Here is a 13771-nt window from a genome sequence, read left to right as displayed (position 1 = left end):
GCCCTTCGTCGTGCTCCCGTCGTCTCCCCGCGGGATGGAGCCGCGGGTCAGTCGCGGCCGCGCGACGCCACCGTGCGGACCATGCGCTCCAGCGAGTAGACGGCGTCCCGGCCGCCGCCCTTGACCTGCGCGTCGGCCTCGGCGAGGGCCTCGATGGCCCGCCCGAGTCCCGCGTCGTCCCAGAGCTGGAGGTCGCGCCGGGCCCGGTCGACCTGCCACGGCGCCATGCCGAGCTTCGACGCCAGCTGGCCCGAGGCCCCGGAGACCCCGGAGACCTTCGCCATCGTGCGGATCTTCATCGCGAACGCCGCGATGAGCGGCACCGGGTCGGCACCCGAGGCGAGCGCGTGGCGCAGCAGCACGAGGGCCTCGCCGCTGCGGCCGGCGATGGCGGAGTCCGCCACGGCGAACGCGTTGATCTCCACCCGGCCGCCGTAGTACTGGTCGACCGTCACCTCGGTGATCTCGTGCGCGGTGTCGGAGATGAGCTGCTGGCACGCCGAGGCGAGCTCGCTCACGTCGTCCTGGAAGGCCGCCACGAGCTGCCGCACGGCGCCCGGCGTGATGGAGCGCTTGGCGGCGCGGAACTCGGCGACCGCGAAGTCGTGCTTCTCGCTGTCCTTCTTCAGCTCCGCGCACACGATCTCGATGCCGCCGCCGGTACCCGCCCGGACGGCGTCGAGCAGCTTCTTGCCGCGCACTCCCCCGGCGTGGCGGAGGACGACGTACGTGTCGTCGGCCGGGGACTCCAGGTACGCGACCGCGTCGAGCAGGAACTGGTCGGAGCACTTCTCCACGTTGACCACCCGGATCATGCGCGGCTCGGCGAACAGCGACGGGCTCGCGAGGGTGATGAGCTCGCCGGGTGCGTAGGAGTCCGCCTCGATGTCGGAGACCTCGATGCTCGGGTCCTCCGCGGTGAGGATGTCGCGCAGCCGACGGATGGCCCGGTCGGCGAGGAGCGCCTCGGTGCCGGACACGAGGACGATCGGCGCCGGCCGGACGGCGTCCCAGGAGAGCTGCGGGATGGCCGCGGACGGCTTGGCCGCCGTGCTGCGGGAGGTCCTGGTGGCCATGCGGCTCCGTCCGGGTCGGGGTGGGGTCGTCCTGCGCGCGCGATGCGCTGCCGGCGCGACGTGCTGCGTGCGCCGACACGCACTGCGAGGCCGCCCCCACGTTGCGGGGCCGCCGCGTTCGGGCGCGTCCAGGTTAGCCGCCGGGTGGGACATCGCCCGGCCTCCGGTCGGAGCCGGCCGACCCGAGCGCCGCGACCGCGATCGCCAGGGCGGTCGCGACGACCAGGGCGACGACGCCGGCCGGCCCGGTCGGCCACGGGATCCGGCCGCCGGGCAGCCGGGACATCACCGCCGCGACCGCGGCGATCCACGACGCGGGCAGCCAGGCGAGCCGCAGCAGGAGGCCGCCCGCGGCGGGCCAGACCGGGAGGAGCACGCAGGCGGCGAGCCCGCCGACCGTCGCGGGAGCGGCCGCCGGCTCCGCGAGGAGGTTCGCCACCACGCCGTGGACGGGCAGGCCGGGCTGCAGCACGAGCAGCACCGGCTGGCAGGCGATCTGCGCGGCGATCGGGATGGCGAGGGCCCCCGCGACGCGCTGGGGCATGCGACGCCCCAGGCGCGCGGCGATCGGCGGGGCGAGCACCAGGAGCCCGGCGGTCGCGAGGACGCTGAGCGCGAAGCCGACGTCACGGGCGAGCCACGGATCGGCCGTGACGAGGACGACCACGGCGAGGGCCAGGACCGGCAGGCCGCGCGCCGGCCGGCCGGACGCCGTGGAGGCGATGAGCACCGCGGCCATCACGGCAGCCCGGAGCACGCTGGGCTGCGGGGTGACGAGGACCACGAAGGCCGCGAGGGCGGCTGACGCTGCCACCGCACGGAGCGGACGGCGGAGCCCCGCGGCGGCGGCCAGGGCCAGGACGAGGCCCACGACGACGGCGCAGTTCGCGCCGGACACCGCCGTCAGGTGCGTCAGCGAGCTGTCCTTCATGGTCTGCGACAGCTCGGGCGTGACCGCGGACACGTCCCCGATGGCGAGCCCCGGCAGCAGCCGCGCGCCGGGACCGGGGAGGTCGGCCGCGGCGCGGGAGAGGCCCGCCCGCAGGGCGTCGGCGGGTCCGAGGGCACCCGTCGGTGGCGAGACCGTCTCCGGCGCTCCCCGTGCGAGGAGGAGGTAGGCGGCGCGGTCGGCGGGAGCCGCGGGACGTACCGACGCGCTGATCCGCACGGCGGTGCCCACGCCCAGGCGGGCGAGCCCCGGATGCGTCCCGCCCGTCGCGAACACCACGACGGGGACCGGGACCGGCAGGGCGACCGTGCCGTCGTGCACCGCCCCGCCCCTCTCACGGCCGACGTGCAGGGTCGTCAGGCGTCCGACGAGGCGCAGCCGACCGGTGCCGGCACCCGGTCGCCGAGCCCCGCCCGCCATGGCGGCCGGTGGCTCGTCGAGGACCACGTCGGCGACGACCATGCCGTCCGTTGTCACCGCGTCCTCGAGCGCGCCGGGATGGCGGGACGGCTCCCGGGCTGCCGCGGCTCCGAGGAGCAGCGCCGCGACCGAGGCGGACACCGCGACGGCGCAGAGGACGCGGATCACGCGGCGATCGCCGCCGGTGCGGGTGCGGGTGCGGGTGCCGGTGTCGAGGCGGATGCGGCTGCGGCGGCGGCGGCGGCGGCGGATGCACCGTAACCGGCTGAGCGCGAGCGCGGATGCCCCCGTTGTCAGGGCCACCGCCGCCGCGGCCACGGCGGACGGACACGATGCGCCGCGGACCCCGATGGCGGCGGCCGTCGCGACCCAGCCGACCGCGGCGGGGACGGCGAGGCGCAGGTCGATCTGGGGAGCAGCGCCGCGGGACGGTCGCCGGGTGCCGGAGGCGCGCCGCGCGTCCGGCGTCACACCCGGACCAGCGGCGTCAGCGACGCCAGGGTGCGGTCGCCGATGCCCGGGACGCGGCCGAGGTCGGCGACGCGGCCGAAGCGGCCGTGCGCGGACCGCCACGCGATGATGCGCGCCGCGAGGGACGGCCCGACGCGCGGGAGCGTCTCGAGCTGCTCGGCGGTCGCGGTGTTGAGGTCGACCGGTGCCGAGGCGGTCGCGGTGCCGCCCCCGGCGCCGGAAGGTCCTGCGGCCGGGGCCGGGGTCTCGCCCTGCCGCGGGACCACCAGCTGCTCGCCGTCGGAGAGCACGCGCGCCAGGTTGACGCCCTCCGTGTCGGCGCCGTCGGCGAAGCCGTGCGCGGCCGCGAGGGCGTCGACCACGCGGCTGCCGGGCGCCAGCGGGAACAGGCCGGGCGAGGCGACGGCACCGACCACGTGGACGTAGATGGGTGGCCGGGGGCTCCCCGCGCTCCCGGCAGCGCCGATCCCGTCGTCGCTCTCGCCGTCGACCGCGTCTGCCGCGTCGGGAGCCGGTGCGGCGGCACCCCCCGCGGATCCCGGCTGCTCACCGACGGCATCCGGATCCCCCGCCGATGCCGCCCGGCCACCTGCGGCGCGGTCGCCCTCCCGTACCTCGGATGCCTGCGCGTCCGCGCGGGTCGTCGATCCCGAGGCCGGGCCCTCGGCCGCGGACTGCACGACGGTGACGAGGACCGCCGCGACGAGCGCCGCGCCGACCAGGGCCACCGCGGCGCCCACGCCCACGCGGAGCCGGATGCGCGTCCGGGTCGACGGCACGGGTGCGCCTGGGGGCCCGGCGGCCGCTGCCGCGTCGAACAGCGCGCCACGACGACCGGGAAGGGCGTCGCCGCGGCCCCTGTCGCCGCCGTCCCCGTCCTGGTCGCCGCCGTCTCCGTCTTCGCGGTCGGAGGCGTTCCAGCCCGTCGGCCTCCCGCGGGGCTCCTGCCGCGCCTCGGACTCCCCGGCGGATGCGGGCCACCCGGCGGTCTCCCCGCCCCAGGCCTCCCACGCAGCCACGCCGCCGGCGCGCGACTCCCCGTCGTCGGGTCGGGATCCGGGTCCGGGGCGGGGAGGACGGGATGGGCGCATGGCGGCACGGTAGGGGCGCGACGCGGCGCACCGCGCGCCCGACTCGGCTCTGGGGACCGCCGCGGCGGGTCGCGCCTGGGATGGGGCGAGGGCGGCCCGTGTCCGGAACGCCCTCGCTCGCTCTCACCGCGCCGGGAGGCGCGGACCCCGTCAGCCGGCGGGCGTGGTGGTGATGCTCACGATCTTCGGCGCGCGGACGATGACCTTGTCGATCGTTCGGCCGGCGGTCGACCGCTTGACGCCCGCGGTCTCGCGGGCGAGGGCCTCCAGCTCGTCGGCGCCGATGCGGGCGTCGACCTCGAGCTTGTCGCGCACCTTGCCGTCGACCTGCACGACGGCGACGACGGTGTTCACGACGAGGAGGTTGCGGTCGGCCTTCCGCCAGCCGGCGAACGCCACCGAGCCCTCGTAGCCGAGGCGCTTCCACATGTCCTCCGCCGTGTACGGGGCGAACAGGCTGAGCGCGACGGCGACGACCTCGGTGGCCTCGCGCACCGCGGCGTCGCCGCCGCCCAGGGCCCTGGTCGATGGTCTTGCGGATGGCGTTGACGAGCTCCATGGTGCGGGCGATGACCACGTTGAACTTGAAGGCCTCGAGCATGCCCGGCGCCTCCGCGAGGAAGCGGTGCGTGACGCGGCGGAGCGCCTCGTCGCCCGTCTTCCACTCGACCTCGGGCGCGCTCGTGATGTCGCCCGTGAGCCGCCAGGCGCGGGCGAGGAACTTGGCCGAGCCCGACGGGGAGACGTCCTCCCAGTCGATGTCGTCCTCGGGTGGGCCGGCGAAGGCCATGGTGAGGCGGATGGCGTCGACGCCGTGGCGGTCGATCTCGGAGCCGAGGTCGACGCCGCCCTTGCTCTTCGACATCTTGCTGCCGCCGGACAGGACCATGCCCTGGTTGAGCAGGGCGCTGAACGGCTCGGTGAACGTGACGTAGCCGAGGTCGAACAGCACCTTCGTGATGAAGCGCGAGTAGAGCAGGTGCAGGATCGCGTGCTCCACACCGCCGACGTACTGGTCGACGGGCGCCCAGCGGTCGGCGTCGGCCGGGTCGAACGCCTTCGTGGCGTCGTTCGGGGAGAGGAAGCGCAGCCAGTACCAGGAGCTGTCCATGAACGTGTCCATGGTGTCGGGATCGCGCACCGCCGGGCTGCCGTCGACCGGGCTCGGCACGTTCGCCCATCCGGTGGCGGCGGCCAGCGGCGACTTGCCCTTCGGCGTGAGGTCGAGGCCCTCGGTGTCGGGGAGGCGCACCGGAAGCTGGTCCTCCGGGACGCGGATCTCGTTGCCCTGCTCGTCGTAGACGATGGGGATGGGCGTGCCCCAGAACCGCTGGCGGGAGATGAGCCAGTCGCGCAGGCGGTAGTTCTTCGCGGCGCGGCCGCGCCCCTCCGCCTCGAGCTGCTCGATGACGCGCTTGATGGCCGGCTGCTTGCTGAGGCCGTCGAGCGGTCCGGAGTTGATGAGGCGTCCCTCGCCGGGGAGCGCCACGCCCGTGCGGCCCGGCAGGACCTCCTCGAGGTCGGGCAGCTCGCCGTCCTCCGGGATGATGCGGATGGCGCCCGTGACCGGCTGCGTGGTGTCGACCACGACGCGCACCGGCAGGTCGAAGGCGCGCGCGAAGTCGAGGTCGCGCTGGTCGTGCGCGGGGACGGCCATGACGGCGCCCGTGCCGTAGTCGGCGAGCACGTAGTCGGCGGCCCACACCGGGATCCGCTCGCCGTTGACGGGGTTGACCGCCGTGCGTCCGAGGGGGATGCCGGTCTTCGGCCGGTCGGTCGTGGAGCGCTCGATCTCGTTGAGGCGCTGCGTGCGCTCGAGGTAGCCGCGGAAGGACTCCCGCACCTCCTCCGACGCGCCCTCGACGAGCTCCGCCGCGAGGTCGCTGTCGGGCGCGACGACCATGAAGGTCGCGCCGTGCAGGGTGTCGGGCCGGGTGGTGAACACCGTGACGGGCTCGTCCCGGCCCTCGATGACGAAGTCGACCTCCGCGCCCACGGAGCGGCCGATCCAATTGCGCTGCATGTTGAGGACCTTGGAGGGCCACGTGCCCTCGAGCTGGTTGAGGTCGTCGATGAGGCGGTCGGCGTAGTCGGTGATGCGCAGGTACCACTGCGTGAGCTTCTTCTTGACGACGACGGCGCCCGAGCGGTCGGACGTGCCGTCCGCGAGGACCTGCTCGTTGGCGAGGACCGTCTGGTCCACCGGGTCCCAGTTGACCCAGCTGTCCTTCCGGTAGGCCAGGCCCTTCTCGTGCATCTTGAGGAACAGCCACTGGTTCCACGTGTAGTACTCGGGATCGCTCGTGTGCAGCTCGCGCTCCCAGTCGAAGGAGAGGCCGTAGCGCTTCATGGAGCGCTTCTGCTGGTCGATGTTCGCGTACGTCCACTCGCGCGGGTCGACCCCGCGCTTGATGGCGGCGTTCTCGGCCGGCAGGCCGAACGAGTCCCAGCCGATGGGGTGCAGGACGTTGAACCCCTGCTGGCGCCAGTACCGGGCGACGGCGTCGCCGAGCGCGAACGCCTCCGCGTGGCCCATGTGCAGGTCGCCCGAGGGGTACGGGAACATGTCGAGGATGTACTTGCGGGGGCGGCTGTCGCTCGCGTCCGGCGTGCGGAACGGCTGCTCGCGCTCCCACACCTCGGACCACTCGGCCTCGATGGCGCGGAAGTCGTAGGTGTCGCCGGGGGTGTCGGGGTTCTCGTGTGCCAAGGGCGCTCTCGATTCGGTGCGGGGGTCGCGGCCGTCAAGGCCTCGACAAGACTAGTGAACGTGCCGGGCCGCTCCGGAACCCGCGGCGATCGCCCGCCCGGGCGCGGTGCCCTGCTGGTGCATCCGGCCGGCGCGCGCGGCGGCGAGGAGCGGCGCCGCCTTCACGCGCACCTCCGCCAGCTCCTCCTCCGGGACCGAGAGCGCGGTGATGCCGCCGCCCGCGCCGACCGTGGCGCGGCCGTCCGTCACCACGACCGAGCGGATCACCATGGCGAGGTCCGCCCGCCCGTCCTCGCCGAACCAGCCGAACGCGCCCGCGTAGACGCCGCGCGACCCGCCCTCGAGGGCGGCCAGGATGCCCACGGCGGCGGACTTGGGGGCGCCCGTCATGGATCCGGCGGGGAACAGGGCCCGCACGGCGTCGACCGCGGTCGTGCCGGGTGCGAGCTCGCCCTCGACGCGGCTCACGAGCTGGTGCACCTGCGCGTACCCCTCGACGGCGAACAGGCTCGTGACGCGCACGGAGCCCAGGACGCAGACGCGGCTGAGGTCGTTGCGCATGAGGTCGACGATCATGACGTTCTCCGCGCGCTCCTTCTCGCTCGCGAGGAGCTCGGCCTCCGCGCGCGCGTCGGCGACCGGGTCGGCGTGGCGGGGGCGCGTGCCCTTGATCGGCAGGGTGCGCAGGGTGCCGCCGCCGTCGACCTCGACGAAGCGCTCCGGTGAGGCGCTGACGAGCGCGGTGCCGCCGATGCGGAGGAACGCGCCGTGGTGGGTGGGGCTGAGGGCGCGGAGGGCCAGGTGGACGCGCACCGGGTCGACCGTGCCGGGGAGCGTCGCGCTGTTCGTGAGGCACAGCTGGTAGGCGTCGCCGCGGCGGATGGAGGCCTGGCAGGAGCGGATGAGGCGCAGGTAGGCCGCGTCGTCGTGTCGCCAGGCGGGGGGCGCGTCGAGGTCGTCGTGGTCGCCCGCGTCGCCCTGCGCGCGCGCGCCCGCGACGGGGTCGACCGGCCGCGGCGCCGCGGAGGCCGCGACCCGCGTGAGCTCCGCCTCGACGGCGCCGGTCCACGCGTCCCCCTCACGCGCCACGGCCCAGACCTCGTGCGTCGCGTGGTCGAACGCGAGGAGGCGCTCCACGCGCAGCACGGCGGCCGGGACGGGACCTGGCGCGTCGATCGGCGTCCGGGCGGCGGGCGGGGCGTGGTGGAGCGGGACGGTCTCGGGCCAGGCGTCGTGGGGGATCCAGCCGAGGACGCCGAGCCGGAACGCGAGGCCGGCCGGGAGGTCCGGGCCGGCGGATGGCGTGCCCGGGTCGACGGCCGCGGGGAGCATCGCCGCCAGCCCGGCGAACACGCCGTCGGGCCACTCCGTCACCGTCCCCGAGGATCCGGCCAGGTAGCTCCACCCCTCCCCCGCGGAGTCGTCGAGCCACGCCACGTCGCCCGCCGCCTCGTCGGCGTGCAGGTGGAGGAACACGTCGCGGGGATCATGCCAGGCAGCCAGCCGCCGCCCGACCACCGGCCGCGCGGCCCGCGCGTGGGGCTGCTGCATGCTCCGCCTCCCGGTGTCGTGGGCGCACCCGGCGGCCGCCTAGCCTCAAGGGTATGAGTTCCGAGACGATCCTCCGGTGGACGGCCGCGGGCTGGGCGCCGGAGGCCGAGGACGGCGGCGGAGCGGAGGCCGTGCGCCCCGAGGGCCACCGCGTGCTCGCGGCCGACTCGTTCCTGGTCGACGACGGTCGCGTGCTCGCCCTCGACGTGCACCGGCAGCGCTTCCTCGCCGCGCTCCGCCTGCAGTCGGCGGCCGTGCCGGATCCCGCCGCGTTCCTCGAGGCCGCGGTCGCCGCCCTCCCCGTCAGGGCGCGTGGTTCCCGCGCGTGGAGGCGCTGCGCGGACCGGGCGGCGACGTGGCCCGGCTCCTCCTGCGTCCCGCGCCGGAGCGCACGGCCTCCGTCGTGCTCCGCGACCACGACGGTCCGGACCCGCGCACGATGCCGCGCGTCAAGGGCCCCGACCTGCACGCGCTCGGCGCCCTCCGGAGCCGCGCCGCGCGCCACGGGGCCGGGGAGGCGGTCATCCTCGCCGCCGACGGCACGGTGGTCGAGGGCGCCTACAGCGCGATCCTCTGGTGGCACGGCGACGCCCTCGCCGTCGTCGAAGGCGACGTGCCGCGGATCCCGAGCGTCACCGAGCGCAGCATCGTCGCCCTGGCGACGGCGCTCGGGGTCGACGTGCTCCACGACCGGGTGCGGCCCGTCGACCTCGACGGACGCGAGGTGTGGGCCGTCAGCGCGCTGCACGGGATCCGTCTGGTGCGCGGCTGGATCGACGGGCCCGCGACCGCCGCGGAGCCCGGCCGGGTGCGCGCCTGGCGCACGCGGCTCGAGGCCCTGCGCCGCGAGCTGCCGGCGGGCTGATCCCCGGGCACGGATCAGGACGCCGCGCCGCCGTCCGCATCGCCCCCGACCGGCCCGATCCGCACCGTGCGGTCGACGAGGTCCGCGGGCACCTCCGTGTGCGTGAGCAGCAGGACGCCCCGGCCCCGGTCGCGCGCGGCGGCGAGCACGTCACGCAGCACGGCCCGGGCCCGTTCGGCGTCGACGCCCGCCGTGGGCTCGTCCAGGACGAGCACCGGGAAGTCGGCGAGGAGGGCGCGCGCCACGGCGATGCGCTGCGCCTGACCCCCGGACACGAGGCCGCCGCGGTCGCCGACGCGCGCGTCCAGGCCGCCGCGCTCCGCGGCCCAGCCCGCGAGGCCGACCCGGTCGAGCACGGCGACGAGCTCGGCGTCGTCGGCGTCCTCGCGGGCGAACAGCAGGTTCTGCCGGATGCTCGCGTCGAACAGGTGCGGCGCCTGCTCGCAGAGCCCGACGACGCGGCGGACGGCCGACGGGGCCGAAGAGCGCGCGTCCCGCCCGTCCAGGAGGAACGTGCCGCGAGACTCGAGGAAGCGGACGAGCGCCGCGGCGAGCGAGGACTTGCCCGACCCGCTCGGTCCGCGCACGACGACGGTCTCCCCCGGCCGCACGACGAGCGACACCGGCGCGAGGGCATCCGCCACGGCACCGGGCCAACGGGTCACGAGGTCGCGGATCTCGAGCGTCGCCCCGCCCCGCCCGGCGTCCGGCGGGTCGTGGGCAGGAGCGTCGTGGGCAGGAGCGTCGGCGGCGGGAGCGTCGTAGGCGGGACCGTCGTCGGCGGGACCGTCGTCGGCGGGACCGTCGTCGGCAGGTTCCCGCGGGATCTCGCCGGGGAGCGTCGCGGGCACCACGCCGGCCACGCGCTCGGCGCTCGTGCGCACGCGCCGCCAGGCCTGGACGGCGATCGGCACGGATGTCGCCGTCTCGACGAGCGCGAGCGGCACCAGCGCCGCGAGGGCGAGCCAGGCGGGGTCGAGCGCTCCGGACGCGAGGCCGGGGACCCCCTGCAGCACCGTCCACGCGGCGACCGCGCCGGTCCCCGCGAGCACGATGCCCGTCGTCGCGCCGGCGGCGGCCGCGCTGCGGAGGACGGCCCGCCGGAGCTCGCCCGCGGCCCGGTCGAGCTCGGCGAGCCGGGCCTCGACGGCACCGTAGGCCGTCAGCACGTCGAGGCTCCCGACGAGGTCGAGCACGAGGTCCTGCAGCCGCGCCTCGAGCGGCGCGATCCGCGTCTCGGCGCGGCCGGCGAGCGCGGACGTCGCCCCGACCCCGACGACGAGGGAGGCGGCGAGCACGACGAGCAGCGCGAACCCGGCCGGCGGCAGCACCGCCCACACCACCGCGACGCTCGCGACCTGCACCAGCACGGAGACGGCCAGCGGCTGCACGACGCGCAGCGGGAGGTCCTGGAGCCGGTCGACGTCGCCGACGAGCCGGGCGAGGAGGTCGCCGCGCCGGGTGTCGCGGAGGCCGGCGGGGGCGAAGGGCAGGATCCGCTCGAAGACGCCCACGCGCAGCGTCGCCAGGGCCCGGAAGGCCGCGTCGTGGCTGGTGAGGCGCTCCAGGTAGCGGAACGCCGCGCGACCGAGGGCGAAGGCGCGGACGCCCACGATGGCCATGCCGAGGAAGAGGATGGGCGGCTGCTCGGACGCGCGCGTGATGAGCCACGCGGAGGTCGCGAGGAGGGCCACGGCCCCGGCAGCGCCGGCGAGGCCCGCGAGCAGCCCGGGCAGCGCGCGCCGCGCGGGCGGCTGGGCGAGGCGCAGGACGTCGTCGCGGTTCACGGCGCCACCTGCGCGCGCCAGGCGGGCTCGGGGGCGATGCGCACCGGACCGAGGTCGGCGGCGTCCACGGAGTCGCCGGGGTCTCCCGGCATGCGCGTAGCTCCTCGCCGACCAGGCGCGGCGCGTCCCGTCGGGGCATCCTCAGGAGCGGCGCCCAACCGCAGCTCGGCGTCGGCCCCGCGCACGAGCGCGGCGCGGTGGCTGACCACCACCACGGCGCGCCCCTGGTCGGCGAGCGCGCGGATCCCCACGGCCAGCCGCGCCTCGGCGGCCGCGTCGAGCGCCGAGCTCGGCTCGTCGAGCAGCACGAGCGGGCAGTCGAGCGCCAGGGCGCGGTGCACGGCGCGGGCGACGGCGACGCGCTGCGCCTGCCCGCCGGACAGGCCCTGCCCGCCCACCCCGAGGCGCAGGTCGGGGTCGATGCCGTCGGCCGCGGCGAGCGCGAGCGCGCGGCGCACGAGCGCGTCGTCGGCATCGGCCACGCCGAGCGCGACGTTCTCGCGGACGGAGCCCGCCATGAGGCCCGGCCGCTGCCCCGCCCACGCGATCTGGCTCGGATGGAGGGGCCGGAGCCCGGATCCCGCGGCACCGTCCCCGCCGACCCACCCCGATCGCGCCCGTGGCGGGCAGCTGCCCGAGGAGCGCCTGCACGAGCGACGTCTTGCCGGCCCCGCTCGGTCCCGTCACGGCGGTCACCCGCCCGCGCGGGAAGCGGGCCGAGACGCCGGCGAGCACGGGCCGGTCGCCCGGGGACAGGGCGAGGTCGCGGACCACGAGGGCGTCCCCGACCGACGTGCCGGCCGAGCCGCCGCCCATCCCGCCGTCCACCGCGCCGTCCCGCGCGTCGTCCCCCGGTGCCCGGACGGCGGCGGATCCCCGTCCCGTCCGCTCCTCGTCGAGGATCCCGAGGAGGTCGTCGGAGGCCGCGACCCCCTCGGCGGCGGCGTGGAACTGCGCGCCCACCTGCCGGAGCGGCAGGAACGCCTCGGGCGCGAGGAGCAGCACGAACAGGCCCACCTCGAGGTCGAGCGTGCCGCCGATGAGGCGGACGCCCACCGACACGGCCACGAGCGCCACCGACAGCGACGCGGCGAGCTCGAGCACGAAGCCGGAGAGGAACGAGATGCGCAGCACGCGCATCGTCTCCACCCGGTACTCCTCGGTGACCCGGCGGATGCGCGCCGTCTGCCGCCGGGCGCGCCCGAAGACGAGCAGGGTCGAGAGACCGTCGACCACGTCGAGGAAGCCGGAGGCCAGCTCCGTCAGGCGCGCCCACTGCCGCCGCTGCACCTCCTGCGTCGCCCACCCGACGAGCACCATGAAGACGGGGATGACGGGCAGCGTCGCGATCACGGTGATGCCGGTGACCGGGTCCTGCACGAGCAGCACGGCCACCACGATGGGCGTCGCCAGCGCCGTGAGCAGGAGCTGGGGCACGTAGCGCGAGAAGTACGGCTCGAGGGCGGCGAGCCCGGGTCCCACCACGGTGGTGAGGCGCGCCCGGCTGCGGGAGGCGGTCCAGGCCGGACCGAGGTCGGCGATCGCCCGCAGCGCCCGCCGGCGGAGCTCCGCGGTCACCTGCGCCGCGCCGCGGGCGCCGACCACGTCGAGCAGCCAGGCCGCCGCGCCGCGCACGAGCGCGGATGCGATCGCCATCGCGAGGACGGGCCCGAGCGCGTCCGCGGCGGCCCCGTCGACCGCCCGCACGACGAGCTGCGTGAGCGACCAGCAGAAGGCGACGAGGGCGAGGGTCTGCACGACGCCGACGAGCGCGCCGACCGCGAGCATGGTGCGGGCCGCGGCCGAATAGCGCAGCAGCCGCGGGTCCAGGGGCTTCACGGCGCCGCTAGTGGGCGGCCCGCGTGATCACGGCGCGCGTGATGCGCTTCCGGAACACCCAGTACGTCCACGCCTGGTACGCGAGGATCAGCGGCAGGGCGAAGCCCGCCGCCCACGTCATGATCGTGAGCGTGTACGGCGACGACGACGCGTTGGCGAGCGTCAGCCCGTTCGCGGGGTCGTTCGAGGCCGGCATCACGAACGGGTGCAGCGCCGCGAACAGGCTGGCGACGGCCAGCGCGATGGTCGCCGCGAGCAGTCCGAACGCCCACCGCTCGCGTCCTCGCACGTTGGCGAGGTACGACGCGACGAGCGCGACGGCCGCGAGGGCCGAGACGAGCCCCGACAGCGCCGACCCGTGCGCGAGCGTCGTCCAGAGGAGGAAGGCCGCGGCGATCACGATGGTCGCCGCCCCGACGCGCATGGACAGCAGGCGGGCGCGCGCCCGGATCGGCCCGTCCGTCTTGAGCGCCGCGAACTGGAGCCCGTTGACGAGGAACAGCGACAGCGTCGTGAGCCCGCCGAGGAGCGCGTACGGGTTCAGCAGGTCGAGGGTCGACCCCGTGTAGTCGTGGTCCGCGTCCATCGGCACGCCGCGCACGACGTTGGCGAACACGACGCCCCAGAGGAACGAGGGCACGACGGAGCCGACGACGATCATCAGGTCGAACGACCCGCGCCAGCGGTCCGAGGCGCCCTGGTGCCGGTACTCGAACGAGACGCCGCGGAGGATCAGCGTGATGAGGATCGCGAGCAGCAGCAGGTAGGAGCCGCTGAACAGCGTCGCGTACCACTCGGGGAACGCCGCGAAGAGCGCGGCGCCCGCGACGATGAGCCACGTCTCGTTGAGGTCCCACACGGGCCCGATGGTGTTGATGAGCACGCGCCGGTCGGTGTCGTCCTTCGCGAGGAACGGCAGGCTCATGCCCACCCCGAAGTCGAAGCCGTCGAGCACGAAGTAGCCGACGAAGAGGAAGGCGATGACGCCGAACCAGAGGAGGGGGAGGTCCAT

The 13771-nt window shown here is 76.1% G+C and carries 7 protein-coding genes and 2 pseudogenes; 1 reads left to right on the top strand and 8 read right to left on the bottom strand.

The genetic code is table 11. From position 1 onward, the window contains the following. Positions 1 to 47 precede the first annotated feature (47 nt). The 5 genes and pseudogenes from holA to ACZ411_RS05935 all read right to left on the bottom strand — a co-directional run bounded on the left by holA (position 48) and on the right by ACZ411_RS05935 (position 8268). Positions 48 to 1076, bottom strand: a complete 1029-nt coding sequence (gene holA / locus ACZ411_RS05955; RefSeq protein WP_104343155.1) for a DNA polymerase III subunit delta — start codon at positions 1074 to 1076, stop codon at positions 48 to 50. A gap of 133 nt (positions 1077 to 1209) precedes the next feature. Beyond that, positions 1210 to 2916: a ComEC/Rec2 family competence protein gene (locus tag ACZ411_RS05950; RefSeq protein WP_464169169.1), complete on the bottom strand. Its 1707-nt coding sequence runs from the start codon at positions 2914 to 2916 to the stop codon at positions 1210 to 1212. Next, the gene (locus ACZ411_RS05945) at positions 2913 to 3332 is read right to left on the bottom strand and encodes a ComEA family DNA-binding protein (protein WP_464169280.1); all 420 of its coding nucleotides are present in this window, start codon (positions 3330 to 3332) and stop codon (positions 2913 to 2915) included. The genes ACZ411_RS05950 and ACZ411_RS05945 overlap by 4 nt, the downstream gene beginning before the upstream one ends. Positions 3333 to 4157: 825 nt before the next feature. After that, positions 4158 to 6717 (bottom strand): annotated as a pseudogene (gene leuS / locus ACZ411_RS05940) (leucine--tRNA ligase). Positions 6718 to 6768: 51 nt separating this feature from the next. Then, positions 6769 to 8268 (bottom strand): anthranilate synthase component I family protein, encoded by a 1500-nt coding sequence (locus ACZ411_RS05935; RefSeq protein ID WP_464169167.1) that lies wholly within the window; start codon positions 8266 to 8268, stop codon positions 6769 to 6771. Between the two features lie 325 nt (positions 8269 to 8593). On the opposite strand from ACZ411_RS05935, the gene ACZ411_RS05930 reads away from it, so the two are divergent. Continuing rightward, a complete protein-coding gene (locus ACZ411_RS05930) occupies positions 8594 to 9133 on the top strand; it encodes an aminotransferase class IV (protein ID WP_464169165.1) in 540 nt (179 codons plus the stop codon). 14 nt (positions 9134 to 9147) lie between these two features. Here ACZ411_RS05930 and cydC read toward each other — a convergent pair whose 3' ends face one another. The 3 genes and pseudogenes from cydC to cydB all read right to left on the bottom strand — a co-directional run bounded on the left by cydC (position 9148) and on the right by cydB (position 13771). Further along, the gene (gene cydC / locus ACZ411_RS05925; RefSeq protein WP_464169163.1) at positions 9148 to 10920 is read right to left on the bottom strand and encodes a thiol reductant ABC exporter subunit CydC; all 1773 of its coding nucleotides are present in this window, start codon (positions 10918 to 10920) and stop codon (positions 9148 to 9150) included. Positions 10921 to 11071: 151 nt separating this feature from the next. Continuing rightward, positions 11072 to 12759: pseudogene (gene cydD / locus ACZ411_RS05920) on the bottom strand (thiol reductant ABC exporter subunit CydD); the annotation flags it as partial. Between the two features lie 7 nt (positions 12760 to 12766). Continuing rightward, positions 12767 to 13771 carry a cytochrome d ubiquinol oxidase subunit II gene (gene cydB, locus ACZ411_RS05915; RefSeq protein ID WP_104343162.1) on the bottom strand — a complete coding sequence of 335 codons (1005 nt, stop codon included), beginning with the start codon at positions 13769 to 13771 and terminating at the stop codon, positions 12767 to 12769.

The sequence above is a fragment of the Clavibacter sp. AC415 genome (assembly GCF_979252985.1).
This window is presented reverse-complemented; position numbering and strand designations above follow the sequence as displayed.

Coding starts and splice junctions, on each gene's coding strand:
- holA (WP_104343155.1), bottom strand. CDS start 1,076: ATGGCCACCAGGACCTCCCGCAGCACGGCGGCCAAGCCGTCCGCGGCC.
- ACZ411_RS05935 (WP_464169167.1), bottom strand. CDS start 8,268: ATGCAGCAGCCCCACGCGCGGGCCGCGCGGCCGGTGGTCGGGCGGCGG.
- cydB (WP_104343162.1), bottom strand. CDS start 13,771: ATGGACCTCCCCCTCCTCTGGTTCGGCGTCATCGCCTTCCTCTTCGTC.